This is a genomic window from Nocardia spumae (genome assembly GCF_020733635.1).
Classification (GTDB): domain Bacteria; phylum Actinomycetota; class Actinomycetes; order Mycobacteriales; family Mycobacteriaceae; genus Nocardia; species Nocardia spumae.
In genome coordinates, this window is record NZ_JAJFZL010000001.1 from 3,307,478 (window position 1) to 3,333,798 (window position 26,321).

25 protein-coding genes are annotated in these 26,321 nt (G+C 66.4%); 18 read left to right on the forward strand and 7 right to left on the reverse strand.

Annotation, left to right across the window (positions count from 1 at the left end; genetic code table 11):
* The first annotated feature begins 11 nt into the window (after positions 1–11).
* The 8 genes from LKD76_RS14735 (at position 12) to LKD76_RS14770 (ending at position 7,464) form a co-directional block, all read left to right on the forward strand.
* Positions 12–1,214, forward strand: coding sequence for an acyl-CoA dehydrogenase family protein (locus LKD76_RS14735; protein ID WP_227981898.1), 1,203 nt, complete (start codon positions 12–14; stop codon positions 1,212–1,214).
* Positions 1,211–1,969, forward strand: a complete 759-nt coding sequence (locus tag LKD76_RS14740; RefSeq protein WP_227981899.1) for an SDR family NAD(P)-dependent oxidoreductase — start codon at positions 1,211–1,213, stop codon at positions 1,967–1,969. The genes LKD76_RS14735 and LKD76_RS14740 overlap by 4 nt, the downstream gene beginning before the upstream one ends.
* Before the next feature lie 13 nt (positions 1,970–1,982).
* Positions 1,983–2,765 carry an SDR family NAD(P)-dependent oxidoreductase gene (locus LKD76_RS14745; protein WP_227985251.1) on the forward strand — a complete coding sequence of 261 codons (783 nt, stop codon included), beginning with the start codon at positions 1,983–1,985 and terminating at the stop codon, positions 2,763–2,765.
* The gene (locus LKD76_RS14750) at positions 2,765–3,817 is read left to right on the forward strand and encodes an NAD(P)-dependent alcohol dehydrogenase (protein WP_227981900.1); all 1,053 of its coding nucleotides are present in this window, start codon (positions 2,765–2,767) and stop codon (positions 3,815–3,817) included. Before LKD76_RS14745 ends, LKD76_RS14750 begins: the two co-directional genes overlap by 1 nt.
* Positions 3,818–3,864: 47 nt before the next feature.
* Positions 3,865–5,376, forward strand: coding sequence for a class I adenylate-forming enzyme family protein (locus tag LKD76_RS14755; protein WP_227981901.1), 1,512 nt, complete (start codon positions 3,865–3,867; stop codon positions 5,374–5,376).
* A gap of 43 nt (positions 5,377–5,419) precedes the next feature.
* On the forward strand, positions 5,420–6,043 hold the full coding sequence (locus LKD76_RS14760; protein ID WP_227981902.1) for a TetR/AcrR family transcriptional regulator: 624 nt from the start codon (positions 5,420–5,422) through the stop codon (positions 6,041–6,043).
* 69 nt (positions 6,044–6,112) lie between these two features.
* A complete protein-coding gene (locus LKD76_RS14765) occupies positions 6,113–6,448 on the forward strand; it encodes an EthD family reductase (RefSeq protein WP_227981903.1) in 336 nt (111 codons plus the stop codon).
* Positions 6,449–6,513: 65 nt separating this feature from the next.
* A complete protein-coding gene (locus LKD76_RS14770) occupies positions 6,514–7,464 on the forward strand; it encodes an MBL fold metallo-hydrolase (protein WP_227981904.1) in 951 nt (316 codons plus the stop codon).
* 30 nt (positions 7,465–7,494) lie between these two features.
* Here the strand turns inward: LKD76_RS14770 and LKD76_RS14775 are convergent, their stop codons facing one another.
* From LKD76_RS14775 to LKD76_RS14795, 5 genes are read right to left on the reverse strand one after another with little or no spacing between them, the layout of a single operon-like run.
* Positions 7,495–8,259 carry an SDR family NAD(P)-dependent oxidoreductase gene (locus LKD76_RS14775; protein WP_227981905.1) on the reverse strand — a complete coding sequence of 255 codons (765 nt, stop codon included), beginning with the start codon at positions 8,257–8,259 and terminating at the stop codon, positions 7,495–7,497.
* A 40-nt stretch (positions 8,260–8,299) separates the two neighbouring features.
* Complete coding sequence (locus tag LKD76_RS14780) at positions 8,300–9,997, reverse strand: ABC transporter permease (RefSeq protein WP_227981906.1); 1,698 nt, start codon at positions 9,995–9,997, stop codon at positions 8,300–8,302.
* Entirely contained in the window at positions 9,997–11,157 is a 1,161-nt protein-coding gene (locus tag LKD76_RS14785; protein WP_227981907.1) for an ABC transporter ATP-binding protein, read from the reverse strand. The genes LKD76_RS14780 and LKD76_RS14785 overlap by 1 nt, the downstream gene beginning before the upstream one ends.
* Positions 11,158–11,161: 4 nt before the next feature.
* Complete coding sequence (locus LKD76_RS14790) at positions 11,162–11,944, reverse strand: SDR family NAD(P)-dependent oxidoreductase (protein WP_227981908.1); 783 nt, start codon at positions 11,942–11,944, stop codon at positions 11,162–11,164.
* A 42-nt stretch (positions 11,945–11,986) separates the two neighbouring features.
* Positions 11,987–13,024, reverse strand: a complete 1,038-nt coding sequence (locus LKD76_RS14795; RefSeq protein WP_227981909.1) for an ABC transporter substrate-binding protein — start codon at positions 13,022–13,024, stop codon at positions 11,987–11,989.
* A 147-nt stretch (positions 13,025–13,171) separates the two neighbouring features.
* Here LKD76_RS14795 and LKD76_RS14800 point away from each other — a divergent pair, with 147 nt between their 5' ends.
* The 7 genes from LKD76_RS14800 to LKD76_RS14830 all read left to right on the forward strand — a co-directional run bounded on the left by LKD76_RS14800 (position 13,172) and on the right by LKD76_RS14830 (position 20,653).
* On the forward strand, positions 13,172–15,106 hold the full coding sequence (locus LKD76_RS14800; RefSeq protein WP_255661500.1) for an oxidoreductase: 1,935 nt from the start codon (positions 13,172–13,174) through the stop codon (positions 15,104–15,106).
* A 234-nt stretch (positions 15,107–15,340) separates the two neighbouring features.
* Positions 15,341–16,045 (forward strand): DUF8020 domain-containing protein, encoded by a 705-nt coding sequence (locus tag LKD76_RS14805; RefSeq protein ID WP_227981911.1) that lies wholly within the window; start codon positions 15,341–15,343, stop codon positions 16,043–16,045.
* 196 nt (positions 16,046–16,241) lie between these two features.
* Positions 16,242–17,030: an SDR family NAD(P)-dependent oxidoreductase gene (locus LKD76_RS14810; protein WP_227981912.1), complete on the forward strand. Its 789-nt coding sequence runs from the start codon at positions 16,242–16,244 to the stop codon at positions 17,028–17,030.
* 87 nt (positions 17,031–17,117) lie between these two features.
* Positions 17,118–18,485: an FAD-dependent oxidoreductase gene (locus tag LKD76_RS14815; protein ID WP_227981913.1), complete on the forward strand. Its 1,368-nt coding sequence runs from the start codon at positions 17,118–17,120 to the stop codon at positions 18,483–18,485.
* 659 nt (positions 18,486–19,144) lie between these two features.
* Positions 19,145–19,315: a hypothetical protein gene (locus tag LKD76_RS14820; protein ID WP_227985507.1), complete on the forward strand. Its 171-nt coding sequence runs from the start codon at positions 19,145–19,147 to the stop codon at positions 19,313–19,315.
* 544 nt (positions 19,316–19,859) lie between these two features.
* Complete coding sequence (locus LKD76_RS14825; RefSeq protein ID WP_227981914.1) at positions 19,860–20,069, forward strand: transposase; 210 nt, start codon at positions 19,860–19,862, stop codon at positions 20,067–20,069.
* A gap of 128 nt (positions 20,070–20,197) precedes the next feature.
* Complete coding sequence (locus tag LKD76_RS14830; RefSeq protein ID WP_227981915.1) at positions 20,198–20,653, forward strand: transposase family protein; 456 nt, start codon at positions 20,198–20,200, stop codon at positions 20,651–20,653.
* Between the two features lie 12 nt (positions 20,654–20,665).
* On the opposite strand, the gene LKD76_RS14835 is transcribed toward LKD76_RS14830, so the two are convergent.
* Entirely contained in the window at positions 20,666–20,929 is a 264-nt protein-coding gene (locus tag LKD76_RS14835; RefSeq protein ID WP_227981916.1) for a hypothetical protein, read from the reverse strand.
* Between the two features lie 380 nt (positions 20,930–21,309).
* Between LKD76_RS14835 and LKD76_RS14840 the strand changes: the two genes are divergently transcribed.
* The 3 genes from LKD76_RS14840 to LKD76_RS14850 are packed head-to-tail and all read left to right on the forward strand — an operon-like array spanning position 21,310 to position 24,745.
* On the forward strand, positions 21,310–22,284 hold the full coding sequence (locus LKD76_RS14840) for an alpha/beta fold hydrolase (protein ID WP_227981917.1): 975 nt from the start codon (positions 21,310–21,312) through the stop codon (positions 22,282–22,284).
* Positions 22,281–23,174 carry an alpha/beta fold hydrolase gene (locus LKD76_RS14845; protein ID WP_227981918.1) on the forward strand — a complete coding sequence of 298 codons (894 nt, stop codon included), beginning with the start codon at positions 22,281–22,283 and terminating at the stop codon, positions 23,172–23,174. The genes LKD76_RS14840 and LKD76_RS14845 overlap by 4 nt, the downstream gene beginning before the upstream one ends.
* Positions 23,174–24,745 (forward strand): FAD-dependent monooxygenase, encoded by a 1,572-nt coding sequence (locus tag LKD76_RS14850; protein ID WP_227981919.1) that lies wholly within the window; start codon positions 23,174–23,176, stop codon positions 24,743–24,745. The genes LKD76_RS14845 and LKD76_RS14850 overlap by 1 nt, the downstream gene beginning before the upstream one ends.
* A gap of 293 nt (positions 24,746–25,038) precedes the next feature.
* On the opposite strand, the gene LKD76_RS14855 is transcribed toward LKD76_RS14850, so the two are convergent.
* Positions 25,039–26,118 carry an MCE family protein gene (locus tag LKD76_RS14855; protein ID WP_227981920.1) on the reverse strand — a complete coding sequence of 360 codons (1,080 nt, stop codon included), beginning with the start codon at positions 26,116–26,118 and terminating at the stop codon, positions 25,039–25,041.
* Between the last annotated feature and the right edge of the window lie 203 nt (positions 26,119–26,321).

The window sequence follows — 26,321 nt, forward strand, 5'->3', positions numbered from 1 at the left end:
GGAGCCGCACTGTGGACTTTTCCTACTCTGCCCGAACCCAGGATCTGCTCGTCGAACTCGACGACTTCATGACCAGCCACGTGTATCCGGCCGAGCCGGTGTACGACGCGCAGATCGCAGCGGCCGCCGACCAGCACGAGCAGCCGCAGATCATGCGGGATCTGCAGGCCGAGGCCCAACGCAGGGGGTTGTGGAACCTGTTCATGACCCACGACGGCTTGGGCGCCGGACTCACCAACCTCGAGTACGCGCCGCTGGCCGAGGTGGTCGGCCGGTCGGTGATCGGCAACGAGGCGATCAACTGCTCGGCGCCGGATACCGGCAACATGGAGATCCTGGCCATGTACGGCACCGAACAGCAGAAGCAGCAGTGGCTGAAACCCTTGCTGGACTGCAGTATTCGCTCCGCCTTCGCGATGACCGAGCCTGCGGTGGCCAGCTCGGACGCCACCAACATCACCTCGACGATTCGCCGCGACGGTGATGAGTACGTCCTCAACGGGCGCAAGTGGTACACCTCCGGAGTTCTCGATCCGGATTGCAAGCTGATCATCTTCATGGGCAAATCCGATCCGGAGGCGAAGACGTACCGCCAGCAGAGCATGATCCTGGTGCCCGCCGACGCCCCCGGCATCGAGGTGCTGCGCGATCTGCCGATGTTCGGCTTCCACGATCGTCTCGGTCACGGCGAGGTCCAATTCACCGACGTCCGGGTCCCCGCGGCGAACATGCTCGGCGCCGAAGGCGACGGTTTCGCCATCGCTCAAGGCCGGCTCGGGCCGGGTCGGATGCATTACGCGATGCGCGCCATCGGCATGGCCGAACGGGCCATGGAGTTGATGTGCCGCAGGGCGTTGGAGCGCACCGCCTTCGGTGGTCCGCTCGCCGATCGCGGCGTGGTCCGCGAGTGGATCGCGCGCAGCCGCATCGAGATCGATCAGATCCGGCTGCTGGTGCTGCACTCGTCCTGGCTGATGGACACCCAGGGCAACGCCGCGGTGCGCTCACAAGTCGCGGCGATCAAGGTCGCGGCGATGGAGGTGGCACACACCGTCGTCGATCGCGCCGTGCAGACCTTTGGCGCGGCCGGAGTCAGCAACGACACCGTCCTGGCCCGGATGCATGCCATCACCCGGGCACTGCAGATCGCCGACGGTCCCAACGAGGTGCATCTGCGCACAATCGCTCGTCTCGAGGTGGAGAACTACCGATGAACACATCCGATCTGACCGGCAAGGTCGCACTTGTCACCGGCGCCAGCCGAGGGCTCGGCCTGGCCATCGCCCGGGGATTGCGCGACGCGGGCGCCACCGTGATCGTGTCGAGCCGCAAGCTCTCCGCTTGTGTGGAAGCGGTTGCGGCACTGGGTGATTCCCCAGTCGGCAGCGCCCACCCGCTGGAACTGCATGTAGGGAGGTGGGACGGCATCGAGCCGGCCATCGACGGGATCATCGCGGAGTTCGCTCGGCTGGATATCGTCGTCAACAATGCGGGTATCGCACCGGTGGCCGACGATCTCACGTCCGTGACGGAAGCACTGTGGGACAAGACCATCGAGGTCAATCTGAAGGGCCCGTTCCGGCTGATGGCCGTGGCCGGCGCCCGGATGGCCGCCGCCGGTGGCGGATCGATCATCAACATCTCCAGCATCGGGGCCCTGCGGCCCAGCCCGCCGGAAACGATGTACGCCGCCGCGAAGAGCGGGCTCAACGCGTTGACCCTCGCGTTCGCCCAGGCGTACGCGCCGACCGTGCGGGTGAACTGCGTCCTGCCGGGCGGCTTCGCGACCGATATGGCCGAGCACTGGGACGACGAGTTCATCTCGAAGATCGTCGATCGGCTACCTGCGGGACGGCTGGGCAGGCCGGAGGAGATCGCCGGGCTCGTCACGCATTTGGCGGGTGACGCCGCGAGTTACACCACCGGCGCGGTCATTCCGGTCGACGGTGGCCGGACCGCGGTGTACTGAGGCGGATGCTGTGCTGACCGACAATACGCCTGCCGATACCCTCACCCGGCTGTTCGGCTTGCACGGGCGGACCGCCGTTGTCACCGGCGCCTCGTCGGGCCTCGGACTCGGATTCGCGAAGACGCTCGCCGGTGCCGGGGCCACGGTGTTCGCCGTGGCCCGCCGGACCGACCGGCTGACCGCCCTGGCCGAGCGTGACCCTGGCATCGTGCCGGTCCGTTGCGATGTGACCCTCGACGAGGACCGTCGGGCGTTGGTCGATCGCTGCTACGAACAGACCGGCCGCCTGGACGTGCTGGTCAACAACGCCGGCATGGCTGGGCCCCCACACGCCGAGCAGGAATCGGCCGCGGGTTTCGCCGCCCTGCTCGAGGTGAATCTGCTCGCCGGTTTCCACCTCGCCCTTGCCGCGGCCACCGCGCTGCCGGAGGGGCGCGACGCGTCGATCATCAACATCTCCTCCATCATCGGGCTGGCCTCGACCGCGCCGATCGGCGGGGCGAGCTATGCCGCCTCCAAGGCGGGGGTTCTCGGCCTGACTCGCGAACTCGCCGGTCAGTGGGGACATCGCGGGATTCGCGTCAATGCGGTCGTACCCGGGTGGTTCGATACCGAGATGACCGACGGGCTGTTCAACAACGACAAGTCGGCAGGCTGGGTGCGACGCAACACGATGCTCGGCCGAGGAGGTTCCGTCGGAGAGGTCGACGGCGCCGTGCTGTTCCTTGCCTCGGCGGCATCGTCGTACGTGACCGGCCAGACGGTGGTGGTCGACGGCGGATGGACGGCCCGCTGATGTTGGCAGTACAGCTGACCGAGTGGGGCAGACCCCCGGTGCTGCGGGAAGTGCCGGTACCCCAGCCCGTCGGCGAGGAACTCGTCCTGCAGGTCACCGCGGCCGGACTGTGCCGATCCGATCTGCATGTCATGGACTCGGCGGCGGCGAGTTTCGACTGCCCGCTGCCACTCACGCTCGGCCACGAGGTCGCCGGCACGGTGCTCGCGGCCGGACCGGACGTCGAACCGGGATGGCTCGGCGAAACCGTTGTGGTGCATGGTATCTGGAGTTGCGGACACTGCCGCAACTGTGCGCGGGGCCGGGAGAACTACTGCCTGCGGCTGCGGCCGCGTGCGACCGGCGCGCCCGCGCCGATCGGCAACGGACTCGGATATCACGGCGGCCTGGCCCAGGCGATGCTGGTCCCGTCGGCCCGGCATCTCGTCCGCACCGACGGTCTGGATCCGGTCGTGGTCGCACCGCTGACCGACGCGGGTCTGACCGCCTACCACGCGGTGCACGAGCACGCCGACCTGATCGATGCGCACGCGACCTGTGTCGTGATCGGGGTCGGCGGGCTCGGTCACCTCGGCGTGCAGATTCTTCGCGATATGGGCGCCGGCCGGATTCTCGCCGTCGACAACCGGGCGGACGCCCGTGATATGGCCTTGCGCTTGGGCGCCGAAGGGGCGTATCACGATGTGGACTCTCTGCGAACGGCGGTGTCCGACGGCGCGGATGTGATCATCGATTTCGCCGGCGCACCGGATACCGCGCAGCCCGCGACGCACCTGCTCGCCCCGGGTGGCCGCCTGGCTTTGGTGGGTAGTGCGGGCGCACTGATCGAGGTCGGCAAGACCGTCGGTCTCGCCGCGGGCTGGCGGGTCACCGCACCGTTCTGGGGTCCGCGCGCGGACCTCGTCGCGGTGATCGATATGGCGCGACGCGGGGCCCTGCACGTCTCGGCCACCCCCTACCCACTGGCCGAGGGGGCGGAGATCTACCAGCGTCTGCGCGCCGGCGACATCACCGGACGCGCCGTGCTGATTCCGCCGCCGTTGGGGCGCTGACGGGCACGTACGCAGCGAAGCACTGACAGTCACACGAGGGAAAGACGATGAAGATACTCGCGAAGGAAATGCTCGAACGGGCACAGCGCAGCCCGCATCGGATCGCGGTCGTCGACGAGTTCGGCGAACATACCCTCGGTGAGATCGTCGCAGCGGCGTCGACGCTGGCCGCCCGCATCGAGGCGATCGATCGGGGCGCCCCGACCGTCCTGGTCCAGGCGGACAACACCTGGCACACCGTCGCCGCCGCGCTCGCGGTCGGCATGCGAGGAGGCGTCGTCGCGGTGCTGAGCCCGCACGCCGCCGACTCGGAGTTCCGGCTCGCCGTCGCGGATATCGCGCCGGATCTGGTGTTCGCCGAACCCGAGCTGCTGGATCGGTGGGAGGTGCCGGCCGGCTTCTCGATCCGGGAGCCCGCCTTCGCGGGCCGGGTGGTGTGCGCCCGGCGGGGGCCGTTCGGCCCGGTGGAACGCTGGCGCGGCGGGACGGCCATCGCGATGACGTCGGGATCCACCGGCCGGCCGAAATGTGTGGTGCAGTCCGAGGAGGCGATCCGCTATGCCTGCGCGCGCACGATCGAGGTCGTGGGCATGCAGACGGGCGAAGCCGTCGGTGCGTTCGTTCCGCTGTCCTCGGTGGCTGCGTTCTGTTTCGGCATGTATCTGCCCGCATACCTGGGCGGGGTCATGGTGACGATCGGCAAGTGGTCCCCGGCCGCCGCGTTGACCGCGATGGCGGCTCATCGCGTCGTCTGGACGATGCTGGTCCCCACAATGGCCCTGCAACTGTCGCTCGTCGACGATGCCCCGGGCGTGCCGGTTCTGCGAGCGATCACCGTCGGCGGTGGTCCGATGAACGAGAGTGCCCTGGCCGCGGCGGAGAACCGCCTCGGCACCACCTTCTTGCGGGTGTTCGGCATGTCCGAATGCCTCGGCCACACCACGCCGCGGCCGGACGACCCGCCCGCGATCCGCCTCGGCCGCGACGGACGCCCGTTCGAGGGCACCGTGGTCCGGGCCGTCGACGGCGCGGGAAACATCCTCGGCCCGGGCGAGGTCGGCGATGCCCAGGTGAAGGGTCCGTCACTGTTCGTGGGTTATGCCAGGGACGGGGTCCCGGTACCGCCGGAACTCACCCCCGACGGGTTCCTACCCACCGGTGATCTGGTCGAGGTAGCCGGTGACGGTTCGATCCGGGTGCTGGGCCGGCAGAAGCAGATCATCATCCGGGGCGGCCGCAACATCGATATCAACGAGGTGGAGGCGGCGATCGCGGGTCTGCCCGCGGTCGTCCAGGTGTGCGTCGTCGCGGTGCCCGATGATCTGCTGGGTGAGCGGGCGGCCGCGCTGGTCGTCACCGATGGTCCACCGCTGACGCTGGACAACGTCACCACTCAGCTCGCGGCGGCCGATGTGCCCAAGTTCAAGTGGCCGGAATATCTGTTCACCGTGCAGGACCTGCCGCAGAACCGGGTCGGCAAACTGGACCGCTCGGAGGCGGTTCGCATGGCAACCCGCCTCGCCGTGGTTGTTGACCCGACTTCAGCTCAGGTAGGATAGAGTTGATCGATCTTGATACACAAGACGCCCGGGGGATTCACTGATGGTTGTTGATACCGAAGCTCGCCGCGAGAGCGCCCGTTCGAAGCGTGGCCACATCCTCACCACGGCGATCGAGAAATTCGGGCAGGTCGGCTACGAGCAGACCAAATGGGCCTCCGTCGCCGACGAAGTCGGCATCGGTCAGACGGCGCTGTATCACTACTTCGAGTCCAAGGCGCATTGCCTGCTGACGATCATGCGCCTCGAACTGGCGGATTCCGTCGAACGTTTCGTCGCCGCCACCGAGAATCAGGACGATCCCGAACAAGCCCTGCGCGCAGCGGTCGCCGCCGCCCTGGCCGGGACATCGACCGACGCCCTGCAGCGGCGGATCCTGCAGAGCCATATGGATCTGCTCGTCGCACCGCGCCAGTCCGAGAAGGAGGAAGCCGAACGGCTGCGGTCCCGGGAGCTCGTGCAGGAGATCGAACAGAACTGGTCCGGGTTGGTCTCGCGCGGTATCGACGACGGTGTGTTCGCCGAGGGTGACCCGCGCCTGCTCGGGCAGTTGATCCTCGGCATGATCGTCAGCATCTGGCGCTGGTACCGGCCCGAGGGCGACCTCAGCCTGGCCGAGATCACCGAGACGATCAGCGCCGCGACCGTCCGGCTCCTGGTCAAGTAGATCTCGAGGCGCATCCGGCCTCGGTTTCGCTTGCCCGCAGAAACTAAACAGAATTCAATTAGGAGAATTGTGTACAACCTTCTGGTTCTGGCATCGCGCCCCAGTGACTGGTCTCATGAGCAGTTCATCGAGTGGTGGCGCGGCGAACACGCCGAGGTCACCTATCCGCTGCCCGGACTGCTGCGCTGGCAGCACACCGATTTGCTCGAGTCGATGGACGAGAAGTCGGCGGGCTGGGACGGGCTGTCGATCTTGAGCTTCGAATCCCGCGAGGCGCTCGACGCCGCACTGGCGAGTCCGGAATGGGAGGCCGCGGTGCGGCACGTCGGCGCGATGCGGGGCAGGCGCATGATCTGGTTCGGCGACGAACGGACGATGGTGCCGCTCGCCGAGCCGGGCGCGTGAGTACGCACTGGGCGGAACCTGGGTGTCATCCGATAGCCGAAGGCATCCATCGCATTCCGCTGCAAATGCCGCAGGACGGATTGCGGGCGGTCAACGTGTACGTCCTGGAAACCGAGGCCGGTCTCGCGCTGATCGACGGGGGCTGGCACCGGCCGGACACCTACCGCGAACTCGCCGCCGGCCTGGCGCGAATCGGCCGTTCCCCCGAGGAAATCCACGATGTGTTCGTCACACACGTGCATCGCGATCACTACACCTTCGCCGTCGAGCTGCGTCGAAGGCACGGCTGCCGGGTTCATCTGGGCGCCGAGGAAGCTTCCGGCCTCGAGGCTGTCCGCCGGCTCGGTACGAACGAGCCCGAGAACGCCCTGCACGAGTTGCGTCGCGCGGACGCGGACGCTCTCGCCACCCGCGCCCAGGCCGGCAGCCTGGCCGAGCCCTTCGATCCGCGGGACTGGGAACCACCCGACCACTGGTTGCGGCCGGGCGACGTCGACCTGGCCGGGTATCGTCTGCGCGCGCGGGCAACTCCCGGACATACCAAGGGCCACATGGTCTTCGAGGATCTCGATCGAAAACTGATGTTCACCGGCGATCATGTGCTGCCGACGATCACCCCCTCGATCGGGTTCGAGCTCGGCCCGTGGGAACTGCCGTTGGAGAACTTCCTGCGCTCGCTGACGCTGCTGAGTGATGACGACACGCCCGTGATGCTGCCGGCGCACGGCATGCCCGGCGGGAGCGTCGGCCGGCGTGCGCGCGCACTGCTGGCGCACCACGATGATCGGCTCGCCCAGACAGTCGCTGTCGTCGGTGAACTGGCGCCCTGCACGGGTTCGGCCGTGGCCCGGGCACTGACCTGGACGCGGCACGACCGCAGCTTCGACACTCTGAGCACCTTCGACCAGATGTTCGCCACCTGTGAGACGCTCGCGCATCTCGACGTGCTGGTCGCTCGAAATGTGTTGACCGCGAAGGACAACGACGGTGTGGATGTCTTCAGCACTGCCCGCTGAAGACGTCCACACCGTCGTTTCCGGACCCGCTCAGGCGCAGGTCCACCCACCGTCGACATACAGTTCGCTGCCGGTGATGAAGGTCGAATCGTCGCCGGCAAGGAAGGCGACCGCCGCGGCGACCTCCTCGGCGCGACCGAGCCGGCCCATCGGGGTGTGCTCGAGCATCGCCCGGTACCGCTCACTACCCTCGTATCGGTCGAGCAGCTGGCGGGTCTCGATGAATGCCGGGTGGATCGAATTGACCCGGACTCCCTTGGCGGCCCAGTACAACGCCGCGTTCTTGGTCATCGTCCGGACCGCTCCCTTGGCCGCCGCATACGCCAGGCTGTTGCCCAGTCCGCCCACGGTGCCCAGGATCGAGCAGAGGTTGACGATCGATCCTCCGCCGGTGCGCTCGATGAGCGCACCGGCGTGCTTCATGCCCAGCCAGGTACCGGTCTGGCTGATCGCGATCACCTTGTTGTAGCGTTCCAGATCCTCGTCCACCACCGTCGCCAGGCTGCCGACGGCGCCGTTGGCGACGAGCACGTCCAGGCGCGAGCAGCGTTCGGCGATCGCCTCGACCGCGTCGCGCCACTGCTGCTCATCGCTGATGTCCAGCTCGAGCACATGATGGCGTTCGGGATCCGGGATGTCCGCCGCCACCCGCGCACACGCTTCGGCATCCAGATCCGTCAGCACGAGCACGGCGCCCTCGCCGGCAAGCCGTCGCGCGATCTCCACACCGATGCCACCGGAGGATCCCGTCAGCAGGACCACTTTGTCGCGCAATCGCCTACTGCCGTTCGTCATACGTTCGTCTCCACTTCCGGCCTCGGCCGTCGCATCCGGATCACAGATTGCTCAACACGTTCCGGCCGCCCACGAGCATCGCCGCCGCCACGCCCACGGTGGTGACCGCCGTCATGAGCAGCGCCATCGCGGCGACAAGTGGATAGGAGCCGTTCTGCCACAGATCGAACAGCAGGGTTCCCATCACCTGGGTGGTCGACGCGCGCACCAGAAGTGAGGCGGCGAATTCGTGCGTGAGCAGGATGAACATCAGCGCGACGGCGCTGAGTACGGTCGGGCGCATCAGTGGGAGCATCACCCGGATGTTGGTGACCATCGGTGATGCTCCGCTGGTCGCCGACGCCTCGCTGTAGGTGTTGCCGAGTGCGAGCAGCGCGGTCATCTGCATCCGGATCGCGTAGGGCAGCATCAGGACGATGTAGACCAGGATGATGACCGTGCGGGTCCCGTACAGGATCAGGGGCGGCTCGGTATAGGTCAGCAGGAATCCGACACCGAAGATCACCGCGGGAATTCCCATCGGCAACACGGTGATGAGGTCGGCGATCACCGCGAGGACCCGGAATCGCTTGCCGCGCACCAGCAATGCGGCCACCGCGTAGCCGATGGGAATGCAGATGGCCACGGCGATCAGCGAGGTGACGACGCTGGTGACGACCGAGTCCACGATCGACTGGTTCGAGGCCAGACTCCGGAAGTTCGCGAGCGTGAGGATGTCCGGGGACAGCGAGCCCGACCAATACGGCGTCAACGAGACGATGACGAGCCCGAGCAGGGGGACTACCAGGGCCAACAGGGCGTAGATCAGCAGAGTCACCGAGGCCCAGGCGGACCGACCCGGCGGCGCCGAGAAGGCCTTGCCGCCGTGGGTGACGAACCGGCTCTGGTTGCCCAGCACCCCTTTCTGGATCAGGACCACCGCGAGCCCGAAGAGCACCAAGGGCGAACCCGCCGCCGCGGCCGCGGCGAAATCCGCCGGTGACTCCGAAACTCGGTGGTACATGTCGGTGGTCAGAACCTGCACGCCCTTGTTCTGACCGAGCAGCAGCGGCCCGGTGAACTGTCCCAGGCCCAGCAGCAGGGCGATGCCACCGCCGTAGACCAGCGACGGGCGCAACAGGGGAAGCACGACCCGGAAGAACACCCCTACCGTCGAGGACCCGTTGACCTGGGCCGCTTCGAGGTGTTCGGAATTGATGCTCTGCATGCCGGCGCTGACGAACAGGTAGACGAACGAGGTCAGACTGAAACCGGTGAGGATGACGATCCAGGGCACCGTGTAGACGTCGACCGGCCCGGTGTCCGAACCGCTCCACCAGGGCAGGTGCCGCAGTGCCACATTGAGATATCCGGGTCCGGGGGACAGCAGGAACGTCCAGCCGACGATATTGGCGACCGCGGGCATCACGATCGGCAGGATCGGGACGATACGCAGAAACGAGAGGCGTGCCGGGAGCCGGCTCGCGGCGAAGGCGAGCAGGGTTCCGAGCAGCAGCGCGATCACCAGCGATCCGACGGCCAGCACGATCGTGGTCCGGATGGTGTCGCCGATGTCGTAGCGGCCGTACTGACTTCGGTAGCCCTGTGCTTCGTTCTCGAACGCCAGTGCCTGCAACCGGATCATCGGTACGACGACGAGATAGGCGAGAATCGCGAGCAGGACCAGATATCCGATCCGGGCCCGCCACTGCGCCGGTATCGCGATCGGTCGGGCTGCGGGGATGTTCAGTGAGGTCATCAGGCCGGTCCTCCCGCGCTCGCCGGCACCGCCACGGGTGGCGTTGGATCGAGATCGCCTGCGGTGGGGAAGATCCGGAGGTTCGCGGGGGAGAAGCTCACCACGACCGGGGCCCCTGGGCGGCTGTTGCGCAGCGCCGGGCCGTGTACCGCGGCGTCCGCTCGCAGCTGTAGCTTCTCGCCGCCGGTCGTCACCGTCACATCGAAGTAGCGGCCACCGTATTCGTAGGTGACCAGTTCCGCGTTCAGGACGACGTTTCCCAGCGGCACATGCTGGGCCGAACTATGCAACAGCACATCGTCGGGACGCAGTCGCGCGACCGCTGCCGAGCCACGATCGGCCGAGTCCTGGACCAGCGCGTGAGTCAGATCGATGGGATCGCCCGCCGACGTCCGCCAGCCGTCGTGATGATGGCGGAGTTCGAGCCGGTTGGCCATGCCGATGAAGGCCGCGACATACTCCGACACCGGATTCTCGAAGACCCATTCGGGTGCGTCGTATTGTTCGATCCTGCCCGACTTCATGATCGCGAGGCGATCGCCGAGCGCGAACGCCTCGGCCTGGTCGTGGGTCACGAACACCGCGGTGAAGCCCAATCGCTGGTGTAGCTGGTGGATCTGGGTGCGCACCTGATCACGCAGCCTGGCATCGAGGTTGCTCAAGGGTTCGTCGAACAGCACCAGATCCGGTTGGGCGACCAGACCACGTGCCACGGCCACTCGCTGTTGCTGCCCGCCACTGAGCTGCGAGGGATAGCGATCGAGCAGGGCGCCGCAATCCACCATCTCCGCGGCGGCCTCGACCGCACCGTCGGCGATCGCCTGTTTGCGCTTGCGCACCTTCAGCGGATACCGGATGTTGTTCCGGACCGTCATGTGCGGCCACAGCGCGTACGACTGGAACACCATCCCGATATTGCGCTTGTGCGGGGGAACATTCGCACGGGCCGGGCCGTCGAAGACGACGTGGTCCTTGAACGCGATCGAGCCGCCCTGTGGGGTTTCCAGACCCGCCAGACAACGCAGCGTGGTCGTCTTTCCGCACCCGCTCGGACCGAGCAGGACAACGAATTCCCCCTCCTCGATGTCGAGGTCGAGTTCATCGACGACAACGTTGGATCCGTACGTCTTGGTCAGCCCGGCGATATTGAATCCCGACATCGACTCATGCCTCCAGTGTCTGTCGCTTGGGGGTGTAGACGCCCGCAGCGGTACCGCCGTCGACGAGCAGATCCACACCGGTGATGTAGGCGCTGTCGGCGCCGGCCAGGAATGCGATCACCTTGGCCACCTCGTCGGCCGAACCCCGGCGCTGCATCGGGATACTGCGCACATATGCCTGGACGTCATCGGATTCGAAGCCCGGGCCTGTGGTGATATCGGTATCGATGCTGCCGGGGCAGACCGAGTTGACCCGGATACCCCGACCGGCCAGTTCCAGGGCCGCGACCTTCGTCAGCGCGCGGACCCCGAATTTGGCGGCCCCGTAGGCGCCCAGTTCGGCCGTGGCCAGCACCCCGCGCAGCGACGAGATCGTGATGACCGCCCCGCCGTCCGACATGGCCGACGCGGCGGTCCGCACGGCCAGGAAGGTGCCGACCAGATGCTGATCGACAATGGCGCGGAACTGCTCCGGCGTGGTGTGCTCGAGCGGTGCTTTCAGCGCCGAACCGGCGCAGTTGACCAGCACCTGGAGCGGGTGGTCCGCCCACACCATCTCGGAAACGACTGCCTGCCAATCGGATTCGACTGTGACATCGAGCTTGCGGTAGTGTGCGCCGGGCCCGAGTCGCCGGGCTCGCTCCTTGCCCGCGGCATCGTCGACATCGGTGAGGTAGACCGTGGCACCGCGTCCGGCGAACAATTCCGCTGTCGCGCCGCCGATTCCGCCGGATGCTCCGGTCACCAGCACATTGACACCGCGTAGCGGCTCGGCTGTCTCGTACATCTGCTGTCCTTCATCGATAAGAGGTCGGGTCGGCACTGGTAATCAGCCCTGGAAGCGCTTGGACCAGGCGCGGGAGTACTGCGAGACCTTCTCCGGAGTGAGGTTCGCCGTATCCGGGCTGGGGAGATCCTGGGCCAGGGCGACCGCGCCCGGAATATTCGGTAGGGCAGCGGCATAGCCCGGATTCAGCGCGATCTGCCCCTCGCGGGTGACCATGAAATCCGCCAGTACCTGCGCGGCGTTCGGATGCGGTGCGACCTTGGTGACCTCGCTGTACCAGGGGGTTCCGAAAGGTGAATGTGGCAACGTCCAGTTCACCGGCGCGCCCGCGGCAACCTCGGTGTTCAACGGCTGGACCGAAGGGGTGACGGCGATTTCACCGGAGGTGAGCGCCTGTGCGATGCCCAGCGCGCTCGGGTACACCCGTGGCGCGAGCTCGGCGAGCCGCTTCCAGTAGTCCGAACCGTAGGCCTTCTCGTAGTACTGATACATATCGACGTACGCGGCGATACCGGTGGGGTTGGTGATGCCGATCTTGCCCCGGTACTTCGAATCGAGAATGTCGCGTGGGTCGTGCAGGCCGCCCGGGACGGCCGCGGTATTCCAGCCGAGTGCGAAAACCGCGGCTCCGGCGAGCGCGAAGCGGTCGCGCAGCACGCTGACTTCCGGACGGTACTCGGGGGCGCGCAGATCGGGCCCCACGAGATCGGACGAGTAGGCGCCGGACCGGGCGGCGTTCTGCACCCAGGCCGTGTCGGTCAGCATATGCACGTCTGCTGTACCTTTGCCGGTCTTGTTCTCGGTCTCTACCCGCGGATTGAGATCCGCGTCGGTCCCGCGCACGTATTGCATATGGATCCGTGGGTATTTCGCCTCGAACGCCCGCTTCAGGGACTCCAGATTCGCCGGTTTCTGGCTGGAGTAGAGCACCACGTTGCCCTCGCGTTCCGCGGCGGCGACTACGTCCGACCAGCTCCCCGATACCGGCCTCGTGGTCCCGGAGGCGCCACCGCAGGCGGTCAGGACCGCGACGGCGCCCACGACCGCGCCGACGGCGAGGCCCTTCGACAGGGTCTTCATGATGCGATGTGTTTGCTGATGGATCACAGAAACCGCCTAACTGAACTGATGTCAGTTTGAGAAAGTAGCCAGAATGCCTTGTGGTGTCAATCACTCTGTGGCAATAATGTGAATTGAATCCAGTTCAAGGAGGCATGCGTGGATACCCTGTCGACACCGGTGCAGATCGGCGCGCTACGCCTGGCCAACCGCTTGGTGGCCACCGCGCATGGGTCCGGAGCCGTCGCAGGTGGTCTGGCGTTGCCCGGAGACGACGAGTACTGGCGCCGTTGCGCGGCAGGTGGTGCGGCGATGGTGATCGCCGGCGGAACGGTGGTGAGCCCGGAATCGACGAACCGGATCGGCAACACCACCGAGGCGTGGCGGCCGGAAGCGGTCCACGGGCTGCGCAGGCGCGCCGCGGCGATCGCTCAGGAGGGCGCGATACCGGTCTGTCAGCTGGTGCATCTCGGGCGCGAGACACTCGGAGCGGAGATCTGGGGACACCCGCTCGCGCCGTCGGCGATCCGGTCGCCGCGGGAACCGGTACGCCCACGCACGATGACCGAAGCCGATATCGACCGGGTCGTGGACGACTTCGTCGTGAGCGCGCGGCATGCCGCCGACGCGGGCTTCGCCGCCGTGGAACTGCATGCCGCCCACGGCTACCTGCTCGCGCAGTTCCTCTCCGCGTCCACCAACCACCGCGCCGATGCGGGCACGGTCTCCGGCCGGGCCCGCATACTGCACCGGCTGCACGCGGCGCTCACCGATGCGTGCCCGGAACTCGTTCTCGGCGTACGGGTTTCGATCGACGGAGCCGAAGAGGCGGGCATGGACATCGACGGGCTGTGCGCGCTGCTTCCGCTGCTCGAGATGTTCGACTACATCAATGTGACCGTAGGTGTTCGCACAACCTATGTCCGCGACATGGCCACCGACCTGCCGCCACTGCTGACACACGGAGCCCGCCTGCGTGCCGCGACGACGCGACCGTTGCTGGTGTCCCAGGCGTTCCGGTCGCGCCGCGACATCGAGTCGGCATTGGATGCCGGCGCCGACCTCGTAGGCATGGCGCGGCCGTTCATCGCCGACCCGCAGATCGCGGGGAAACTGCTCCGCGGCGACGATTCGGCGATCCGCCCGTGCGTCTCGTGCAACGAGGACTGCCGCACTTTCACGCCGGCGCTGCTGTGCTCTGTCAATCCCGAACTGGGGCCCGGCGGCTCGGGCGACCGGCCGGCGATACCGCTGCGGCTCGGCCGCCGGCCCGGGACCGGTAACCGGGTGGCGATCGTCGGCGCCGGACCCGCCGGACTGGAGGCCACTCTGCGACTGACGCCCACCCACGATGTCACGCTGTTCGAAGCGGGCGCTCACATCGGCGGCCAGCTACGAGCCGCCGCGCACGCGCCTCATCGCGACGGGTGGGCCCGGTTGCTTCGGTTCTACCAGGACAACATCAACCCCGCGACACTTCGGCTCGAACACACCGCGCGGCCTGCGGATCTGGACGGCTTCGACGAGATCATCATCGCCACTGGCGCGACGGAGATGTCGACGGCGGGCGCGCGCCGCGCGTCCGAGGCCATCGTCGACCGGAACCGGATTCGGCCGGGAAGCCGGGTGGTCGTCGCCGATGACGGCTTCGGGTACTGGCCGGCTGTCGGAGCGATCGAGTCGGCGCTGGCGGCCGGCGCCGCCGAGGTCACCGTGCTCGTTCCCGGACCCGGATTCGGGACATCGCTTCCCGTGGAGAGCCGGGTCCAGCTGCGCGAACGGCTGGCGGGCCGCCCGGTGACCTTCATCGTGGAGGCCTCGCCCGTCGAGACGGCCGCCGCGCCGGATTCGACATCGGAAACTCTTGTCACATACCGAAATATTCTGTCCGGCAAGAGGTCTCGGCTGGTCTGCGACCTGTTCGTCACGGTCGGTGAGCGCATTGCCCGAGACTGGCGGCCGTTCGCGCAGGAGCTGCCACACGCCCGGATTCAGGTGATCGGCGATGCGACCGTGCCGCGTCGCGTCGCGCACGCCATCGCGGAGGGGTACGCCGCCGCTCAGGCGATCACCTCGAGCCGGCATCCGATCACCGCAGCGTGACCCGGGACAACACGGGCCGGCCCAGGGCCGGATTCCGGTGAACCCGTCTCCCTGGCGGTATCGGAATCGCGAACCTGCTCTGCCCGAACGGAATACGGCATCCCGGCGAGCGAGCCACCCCTATCTCCGTTGAAGGGTCCGGCCGCCACACCGGCCGACGGCCCTCCCCGGCAGCACGCCGGAGCCACACCTGCTCGGCAGCGACGCCGAGGAGCCCGATGAGAGGAATCACCGATGAGGAAAATCGCAACGATGTGCGCACTGGTCGCCGGAGCCACCGTGGGCATCGCCGGAACCGCGCAGGCGGCCCCCCAACCGGAGGCCATCAACTACCGGACCACGGCCACGCCGACCGGGACCGTCGTCACCATCGACGCGGGAAGCCTCGACGCCGCCAACGGCGTCTTCACGATCAAGAGCCCCAACGGAACCGTCCTCGCCGGATCCGACCTGTCCTTCCGGGTGGACGATTTCGTATTCCCCATCGCCGCCGCGATCAACGGCCACACCGCCACACTCACACCCCAATTCGACTCGGCCCACGCCACATACCGTCCCGTCGCCCTGCCCTACGAAGAGCAGGCCCCGTGGAAAACCCAATACGACCGCGAACAAGCCGCCTGGAACCGCATGGTCACCACCATCACCACCGGCGCCACCATCGGAACCATGGTCGGTGGACTCGGGGGCGCCGCGGTCGGCTGCGTCCTGGGCGGCATCGCCGGCGCCACCGTCGCCGCCGCGACCATCATCGGCATGTTCGGCCCGTTCATCCCCGCCGCCGCCGTCGGCTGCCTCGGCGGCATCGTGGCCATCGGGGCACTCGGCACCGCCGCCGGGCAACTTCTGGTGACCGCACCCGTCGCCGTCATGGCCGCCGTGCAGTACTTCACCACCATCAACGAACCCGCTCCGGCCGTACCGGCTCCCGCCAAGTGATCCGCAACCACCGCCGCGGGTCCGGCACCGCGTGCCCCTGGGCATCGCACCAGAACGCGGGCCCACGCCCCGGCGGGGTTCATGGTCACCCGAGCCGGACAGCAGCGACCTCGCCGGGGTACGGGGCGGCGCTGCCCGGCATCGACGGCGCGCCGGCGCTCGCCCGGATGCGGCCGCGCAGAATCTGGAGGTAATGATGACCGCAAACCGGTTCGAGGGAAAGGTCGCCGTGGTGACCGGCGCTGGATCGGGTATCGGTGCGGCGACCGCGCGTCTGCTCGCCCAGCGTGGCGCCGCGGCGGTGTACCTGTGCGATATCGATGCGGACGCGGCCGCGCGGAATGCGGCGTCGCTCGGCGTCGGCCATTGCGCTGGGCTCGATGTCGCCGACCCGGCCCGGGTGCGGGAGATGTTCGACACCGCGGTGGCCCAGCACGGTCGGGTCGACGTGGTGGTGCATGCGGCCGGTGTCGACGATCCCAAGAGCAAGCAGTGGATTTACGAGGCCGCCGAGCGCGACGAACCGGTGGATGTGCTTACCCGGCTCGACGACGCCGACTGGCGGCGGGTGATGGCGATCAATCTCGACGGCACCTTCTTCGTGCTGCGCGAGGCGGTCCGGGTGATGCGGGAAACAGGGGGCGGGTCGATCGTGACCGTGGGTTCCTCCTCGGCCTTCGACACCCTGATCGGATATCCGCACTACGCCGCGTCCAAGGCCGGGGTGCACGCGCTGAGTCAGGCGGTCGCGAAGGAGGTTGCGCCCCTGGGAATCCGGGTCAACACCGTAGCGCCCGGCCCGGTCGACACCGGGATGGCCGCGCGCACGCCGGCGCATCTACGGGCCGCCATGAACAGCGGCCCCACCCGCCGCTACGCGACCGCCGAGGAACTGGCCGACAACATCCTGTACCTCGCCTCCCCGGGGGCGGCGAACGTCATCGGTGCGGTGCTGCTGAGCAACGGCGGACGGTTCACCGTCTGACGCTCGACACTCGCCGGATCCGGCGTATTTCTGTGGTAACCCACCGCGAGCTGCGTTGTGCGGCAGAGATTTCGATGAGGAGGAATTATGCGAGTAATCCGGGCCGACGTACTTGTCATCGGTGCGGGGATGGCCGGGCTCACGGCAGCGGCCCGCTTGCTGGAGCGTGGCAGCTCGGTCGTGGTGGTCGAAAAGGCAGCGGCCGTGGGCGGATCGGCGCGGTTCGCCGGTTACGCGTGGACTGCGCCGACGCACGAGGTGATGGATGAGATCAACCCTGGCGGCGATCCGGCACTGCGCCGGGCACTCGTGGACGGGTTCGGGGGTGCGATCGCCTGGGTCGAATCGCTCGGTGTCGAATGCGCTGCGGCCGTGCCGATCCTGCGCTACGGCCGCGGCCACCAATTCGATACCAACCAGTACCTCGACGAATGCCGTCGGCGGGTCAGCACCGCCGGGCGGTTGTTCACCGAGACCGAAACCCTCGCATTGCGCAGCCGAGACGGCGCAATCGCCGGTGCCCACCTGCGCCTGCCGGACGGCACCGAGATCGAGGTCGATTCCGCCGCAACGATTCTCGCCACCGGCGGGTTTCAGGCCGATGCCGCACTGGCCGCCGAGAACATCCATCCGAATGCCGGTGTCATGCAATTGCGGTCGAACCCGGCCAGTTCTGGGGACGGCCTGCGCCTGGCCGAGGCCGTCGGCGCCGCAACCGGCAAACCCCGCTCCGGGTTCTACGGACACCTCGTCCCCACCGGGGTGCCGTTCCGCGAATCGGGCGACTTCGTTGCGCTGTCGCTGTACTACAGCGAGCACGCGCTGCTGTTCAACCTCGATAACCGCCGATTCGCCGATGAGACCCTGGGCGATCACCTCACCACGATGCGATTGCTCGAGCAGCCGCAGGCGCGTGGGCTGCTGATCGCCGACGAGCGAGTGTATCGCGAGTGGGTCCTCGACAGCTATGTCGAGGGCGCGGTCGCGGTGGACAAGTTCGACCTCGCCCAGCGCCGAGGTGGCCGGTGCGGAACGGCCGAGACCCTCGAGGACCTGGCCTATCTGCCACCGGAGTGGGGTTACGACGGTGCGTCGATCGCGGCCGAAATCCGCTCGGTGAACGCGGCCGGCGCGGCGGTCTACCCCGCACGTGTGTACGACTCGGCCCCGCTGGACCGTGGACCGTATTACGTGATCGAAGCCTGTCCCGCGCTGACCTTCCCGTTCCATGGGATCCGCATCGACGAGCACGGCCGGGTACTCGCCGCGGCAGGCGGCACCGTCGACGGGCTCTATGCCGCGGGATCGGACACCGGCGGCCTCTACGACCACGCCTATGCCGGCGGCATTGCGCCCGCACTGGTCTTCGGCCTGGCCGCAGCCGACGCCGCGGTACCCACACACTCCGCTGGAATACCCGGATCCAACACCGCCGAACCCGCGTCCCGGCACTGACGGAACACCTGCGGGTGGAGGAATGCTGCCGTCGTCGCCCGGGGTCGCGGTGCCCACAGCGCACCGATGCGGCACCGATCCACGATCACGTAGCGAATCCACCGAACGGTTCGGTCGCAACCGGTGGGTAGTCAGGGCGAACGATCTTTTGGCTCGCCGGCTGAACCTCCGCTTCGACCGTAATGCCACCCATTTCATGGCCCAGTCTTCGTTATCGGTATCGGTATCGGGGACGGCGAGTGCGGTCGTGGCCATCGGCTCGGGCATCCGGCCGGCACCGGTACAGGTCAATGCGTCGGCGCCGTCACCGAAGCCGATCAGTAGGTGGCCGTCGGTGGCGGCCGAGGAGTAGAAGTGCGGACGTTGCCTTCCCGCCTTTTCGACCGAGGGCTGCCGAGCCGGTGCGGAAGTCGGCCTCCCTGGGGCTGTTCCGGCAGTTCCCACGGACGCCGTCAATGTCGAAGCGACATTCGATGTCGGGTAACCGAAGTGCCGGGCGAGTCGGACGGCCTGTTGGTCCAGAGCTTCGAGCGTGAAACGATCGGCATGACCACACCGCCGGCCGACGAGATTGTGGTGGCGTTCATCGCGACCGCCTATGCGATATTGATCGTCCTGGGTGGAATCTCGGCGCACTTCTCCGAGATCTATGTGCTTCGGTGTCGAAGGACATCGTCTCGGCGCTCATCGGCGTGACCGTGGCCGGCGAACGCGACACCCTCGGCCTGTGGGTCGGCGACTGCGGCGAAGGCGCCAAATACTGGCTGGTGGAGGCGATCGATGAGCGTGGGACGGCGACGAACGATTACGTGAAGATCTATCGGGAGTGATCTCGCACGTAGCGGCCGGAGTCGTGCCGAGGCATCGGTCGCCGTACGTCGTTACCGGGCGCTGGTGAGCGCGGTCTGACACATCAAGTCGGACGGCCGTGCTTGCAGTGGAACATCGGTGATCTCGGCCCCTCGGTCCCACACGACGAACCACATCATCAGACGCCGACCCGATCCGCTCTGCGGAGCAAATCGATGGGGGGAGTGAGAGGTCCGTGCAGGGCGACGGAGTCCCGCAGTGGTTGACCGGTCGACGGTAGCAACAACGGCGCGACCCCGACATACCACCAACGTCAGGACCCGCAACAGTCGCGTCAGCACCACAAATACCTCAACCGGGGCCGCGCCGAGAACGAGCGGATCATTCCCTCGCCGCGTCGGCCGACCGCGTGGATCATGAGCCGCCCCACCGATCTTCCCGCCGGGCGCGGCGTTCATCTGGACGAACTCGTCGCCGCCTGCCCGAGATGACAGACCTGGGCGGGCTCGTCGGCGAGTTCGCGTCGATCCTGGCCGAACGCCGCGGCAGCGACCTGGAGGGTGGATGAAGGAGGTCCGTGCGGCCGGGCCGACCGAGCTCGACCCGTTCCTGCGCGGCCTCGACCAGGACCACGAGGTCGCAGTCGCCGGCCTGACCGTCGCCTACGGCAACGGACCGATCGAAGGCGTCAACACGAAAACCAAGCTGATCAAACGACAAATGTACGGGCGGGCCAGCCTTGAGCTACTCCGACACGGGATCCTGCTCGCATAGATGGACCGCCAGCGACAGTGAGCCAGAGCCCCCAGAGGATCCGGCGCAGACTTCGTGATCAACCGTCTTCGGGATACGAAGGGCCGGTAGATAGTTCATCATGTCGCGGGTGCTCTGATCTTGGTCCGATGAGTGTCCTGTTCCCGCATCTGGACGGTCCGCGGATCGAGGTGATCCGTGCGGCAGGTTCAACAGTGCGGATCGATGCCGTCACCGGCGGCCATCCGGTTGATTGCCCCGGCTGTGGGACGCTGTCGGGCCGGGTGCACAGCCAGTATCAGCGGCGGTTGTCGGATACGGCGATCACGGGCCGGGAAGCCGTGATCGGGTTTCGGGTCCGAAGGCTGTTCTGCGACAACTCCGACTGCGGTAGAAGGACTTTCGTCGAGCGAGTGCCGCAGTTGGCGGACTGTCCTGCTCGGGAAGCGAATCCTGTTGAGCCAGTGAACAACCCGGTGGTGAAGATCATCAATTTGTGCCAGATCCCACATTGGCGTTCTGTTGACCATGAGGTGACAGTGTCGCCCGATCGTGCAGCAGCCCCACAGCCCGTCGGTGGGTGTTTCGGCGACCGCGCCGAGTGATCAGCGCGCGTCTTAACGGAGATAGAACAATCGTTCGTTGGGCAAACGTGGCAGCGGGCCTGCATCGGGGGTGGCGAGGACGACTTCGATCGCATGCGTGGGATTTCTGCTCCAGTCGCCGATGAAGGCCAGGGCCGCGGGTACGGCGGCGGCGTAGTCGAAGGCGACGTCTTGGAGCCAGATTCGCAGGTGAACGTCATCCTCCGTGCGAAACCACTCGAAGACCGTCGTCGCGGCGGTGGCTTGAACGTCGACGGAGGCCTTCGCCTCCACCATCTCTGCAGCGCGGGACGTTGGTCTTGTGGTCGAGGCGATACTCGGATCGCACGCCCGGAGATGGCGGATGCCGACCGGGCCGGCGATGATCGTGCCGAGTGAATCGTTCTGTCCACCGCGCCGGAACAGCCTCGGTGAACGCGGCTCGTGTGTGACCGCGGCTCGCCGCATCCTTCGGCCTGCTGCCTGGAGTAGGCGACCCGGCGTGGCCGATGCGATAGATCGCAGAGCGTCCAACAGGCCAGTGCGCAGGCGCGCCCGGCCTGGAGCCCGCGCCCGGCCTGGAGCCACTGTTCGCTCAGTCATAGAGGCGAATGTTGTCGTCGGAAGGGGCCCAGTCAATAGTTTTCGGTAACGATGTTACCGATATTTCACAGAGGGTGACGCGCCTGCCGAGCTGGATCGGCGGCGCATGTCGGGGCGGGAACGTCGCCCTCGACATTGGAGCCCTTGACGTGAGGCATCGTTTCGGCAACACTGTTGCCATTATGGTGTCACGCAGAGCAGCCTACGACTACATCGATGCGGAGTCGCGCTTCACGACGGTCGCCGGCGCGAATATCCATTACCAGCGGGCTGGTTCGGGGCCGCCGGTTCTGCTATTGCACGGCAGTGGTTCTTCGCTGCACCAGTTCGACGAAGTGGCGGCGTTGATGTCGTCGTCGTTCGATGTGATTCGCCTGGATCTGCCGGGTTTCGGGCTGACGGGACCTCGCGCCGATCGTGACTATCGCATCGGGACCTACACGCAGACGGTGGCGGGTTTTCTCGACAGGCTCGACGTGGTTTCGACCTCGATCGTGGGTAATTCGCTGGGCGGAAATATCGCCTGGAATTTCGCCCTGGATTATCCGCGCCGGGTGCAGCGACTCGTGCTGGTCAATGCCACCGGCTATCCCGGTAAGTCGCTGCCATTGGGTTTGCGGTTGGCGCGGAACCCTGTGACCAGGCCGCTGGTGCGCCGTCTGGTCACTCGATCGGCCACGGAGCGCAACCTGCGCTCGGCGGTGGGTCCTGCCGCCGCGTCGATCGTCGACGAAGCGATGGTCGATCGTGTTCACGCCATGTTGACCCGAGAGGGAAACCAGCAGGCGTTCATCGACTTCGCCAATACAGAACAGGCCGACCGCACCGGCGACATCCGGCGGATAGCGGTGCCGACCCTCGTGCTGCGCAGCGCGGATATGGACGCCCAGTACTTCGCCAGGGATATCGCCGGTAGTAGGGAAGCGGTGTACCTCGGTGGCGGGCACCTGTTGCCCGAGGAGGCGCCGAACTGGGTGGCCAACGAGGTGAGTCATTTTCTGGCCACACAGCCGAGAACCGAAGCTGCGGACACGGAGGACCGGTCGTGAAGTTTTTCGTGGCCCGGGGAGAACATCGGCGGTTGGACGCGGATCTGCGTCACCGTTTACGCGGCAGCTTCGTCGAATGTTCGGACGGCGTGACTCATTACGAGCTGAACGGTCCGCCGGACGGTCCGCTCACAGTGCTCGCGCCCGGGCTGACGGTACCGCTTTTCTACTGGGACGGGTTCGCGGATGAATTGCACCGTCGGGGTTTTCGTACTCTCGCCTACAGCGCGTACGGGCGCGGCTATTCCGACCGGGTACACGCGGTCTATGACGACGCCTTGTTCGTGCGCCAGCTGTCGGATTTGATCTCGCAGCTCGGCCTGACAGGGCCGTGGCATGTGGTCGGTACCTCGATGGGAGCGGTGGTCGCCTCGGCATTTGTCGAACGGCACGTCGAGCGGACGGCCACATTGACACTCGCCGGGCCGGCGGGACTCGAAGCGCCCATCGCGGCGACGAAACTGCTGCGTCACGACACGCTCAGCACGCTGATAGGACGATACCTGGGCGGTCGGCTGTTGAACAATCACTTGTCGCACAACGTGCGCGACCCGGAACTGGCGGTGAGCTTGTCATCGATGGTGCGTGCCTGCTACGAGTTCGAAGGCTCGATCTTTGCTCTTTTCTCGACACTCGCCGATTTCCCCTTGACCGCCCGGCACGAACTGTACGGCCGAATAGGACGACTGCAGGTTCCCTCGCTACTGCTGTGGGGCGCCGAGGATCGTGTCACGCCCATCGACCGGATGGAGGAAATGCGCCGCCTGCTCCTCCCTTCTCGAGAGCGCGTTCTGGCGGAGTGTGGCCACATGGCACCTTATGAACGGGCCGTTGAGTTGGCCGCCGAATTCGATGCGTTCGTCCGCAACGCGGGACAGGCGGTGCAGTGATGTCAGCCGAAATTCTGGATGTCCTCGTCGTCGGCGGCGGACCGACCGGCAGCACGTTGGCGATCGATCTGGTTCGACGCGGACTCGACGTGCGAATTATCGACAAAGTCGATCGTGCCTTCGCCGGATCGCGCGCCAAGGGAGTGCAACCTCGCAGTCTCGAGGTCCTCGAAGACCTGGGCGTACTGAAGGCTGTCCTCGCCGCGGGGGCCGACTACCCGCTGATGGGAATTCATCTGGGCCCCTTGACGATCCCGTGGCGGATGCAAGCACGCAATCAGGCGTCGACGGACGTTCCGTATCCCAATACGTTGTTGATACCGCAACACCGCACGGACGCTGCCTTGCATGCTCGCCTCGAAACATTGGGTCACAGCGTCGAATTCGGCTGCGAGCTGATCGACTTCGAACAGCGCTCCGATGTCGTCGTGGCGAACGTACGTACTGCGCAAGGGACACAGGCCATCACGGCGCGTTATCTCATCGGCGCCGACGGCGGATCGAGTGCGGTTCGTAAGGGGATGGGCCTCGGCTTTCTCGGTTCCACGGACGAGACGGACAGGATCCTCCTTGTCGACGCCGGCGTATCGGGACTGAGCCGCGATCGATGGCATATCTGGGCGGGCCCGCGGGGTCGGTTTGTAGGGGCATGCCCGCTGCCGGGGTCCGGCCAGTTCCAGTGGATGATTCGCCTGCGGCCGGACGAGGACCCTCCGATGGACGAAGACTCGATCATGGCGCGTATTCATGCGCAGACCCGCAACAAGCAGATCCGCTTGAGCGACATCACCTGGAAATCGGTATTCCGGCCCAACATTCGTATGGTCGATCGGTATCGATCAGGCCGCGTTTTCGTCGCGGGTGATGCTGCCCATGTGCATACCCCCGCGGGAGCGCAGGGGCTCAATACCGGGGTTCAGGACGCCTACAACCTCGGCTGGAAGATCGAGCAGGTGCTGGCCGGCGCACCCGATGTCCTGCTGGACACCTATGAAACAGAACGACTTCCGATCGCGGCCGGAGTGCTGAGGTTGTCGACGGACAAGTATGACGGTATCGGCAAGCTCGATCCGGCCAGCATCAAACGCGGCAAGGATGAAAGCCAGCTCGCGATTACCTACCGTGGCGGACCGCTGGCATCGCACGAGGTCGAACGCACGACCACCCTGCAGGTCGGTGACCGCGCGCCGGACGCCAAGCTGCTCTCCGCGGAAGGCGGGCCCCTGCGTCTGTTCGAGATCATGCGGGGGCCGCATTTCACCGCCGTCGCCTACGGCGCTGATGCCGCAGCGGACCTGCAGGCGTTGCCGTGGCCCGCTGCGGGCGCGCCGCTGCGTCGGGTTGCCATCGATGCCGGCCCGGCGGCCGCCGCGGACGTGGTTCTCGCCGATATCGTCGGCTGCTTCGCCCGTACCTACGGGGTGCACGAACCGTCGGTGCTGCTGATCCGTCCGGACGGCTACATCGCGTCGATCGCGATCAGAAACGGTCGTGTCGAAGTCATCAGGGCAGCGGCGCGAGCGATGACCCCGGCCTCTGCCGACACGGCGCCGGTACACAGCGGAGGGTAGTGGTCGTTTGCCCGCAGCGGTGCAGCCGCGGTCAGGGCGATGATGCTGAATCTCGCCGTCATCCGGGTCGACAGACTCGGGTTATGCCATTTCTTGGCGCCGGAGGGTTCGCGGGCGGCCCTGAGGCCATCGCGGGTTCATCCAGTCGAGGGACCTGTACCGCTGCAGAGGTGCGTCTCAGCGGAAACGTCGTGGACGGTGGGACGGACCTCGGTTCGAAATGGTCGGGAATGATCCGGCCACGGCAGCAGAGGCTGATGGGGATCGATCGGTTGCGCAGATGTTTTCAGTTCCTATTTCGTAAGGCCCAACAGGGCTGCGGTCAACCCGAGGTCCGGGCCGAAATCTTCGATTCTTCCGGTGCGACACCCGTCGGCACGCATCTGGATTCGTTCGCAGAACAGGCTGACGACTTCTCCGGACAGTGCGGTTCCGAGAACGACATGAGAGCGGAAATACCCGCCTTGGGCATCCATTGACCGCGAGATGTTCTGCATCAGTAGCGGTGCCGTGTCGACCACCTCGGTCGCGCCGGCGGCGTTGGCTCGCAGTTGATCGGTGACTGCCTTCAACCCGGTCAGGCTCGAGGCCAGTTGGTCCTGGTACCGGCTCAATGTTCCGGAGGTGTTGGACAGGAAAGCGTTCATCTGATCGAGGGTTGCCTGCAGGCCGGGTGCCTGCTCGGCAAGCAGCTGTGTCAGCTGCGTCACCTTGTCGCTGAAGTCGCGTACTTGCTGATCGTTGTCGGCAAGCATGGAAGTCAGTTCGTTGAGCTCGAGGATGATCTGCGAGATCGCGTCCTTGTTCGTCACTCCGACCTTCAAGGCGCCCGACAAGGCCTCGAGTGTGTCGCGAATTTTGGCGCCCTGACCGTCGACCATGGCATGGAGTACCGTGCCCGACAACGGACCGCTATTCGTACCGTCGGCGGGTTTCAGTGCAGCGGCGAACTGATCGATGGTCTTGATCATGGTGTCCAATTCGACCGGCGTCCGGGTGGACTCCACAGTGAGATGCGCATCGTTCGGTAACGTCGGTCCACCTGTGTATCGGGGTGTCAGCTCGATGTGCCGGTTGGTAACTATGGACGGCGAAATCAATGCGGCCGTCACGTTTTTCGGAATCTGTACATCGCTGTCGACGGTGATATGGACCTCTACGTATTGGCTATGGGGGACAACTTTTTCCACCCTGCCGACTTCCAGGCCGAGAACGGTGATCGGGTTTCCCTCGAATACACCTGCGACACTGCGGAAATCGGCGGTGATGTGTGTCTTGTGGGCCATCGGGTTCGGGGCCGATGCGCAGCCGGCGGTCAACAGTGCCGTGATGCCGACGCAGGTGCTGAGGGCGGCGCGGAGCGCAGAGGTCATTCGCTGGTCTCCCGGCAAGTGTGGATCGAGTGCGGCGACCGGAGCCCCGCGGGGCTTGCCTCGCTGAACCGGAGAGCGGTCGTGTCGCAGCGGAGAGGACTTTATTTACGGATACACCGTAGCTGAAAATTCCATCTCCGGCAATCTATTTCGGCGACGGCGTTTCCGTTTTAAAGTCCAGTCGATGCCGCCCGCGTGCTCGG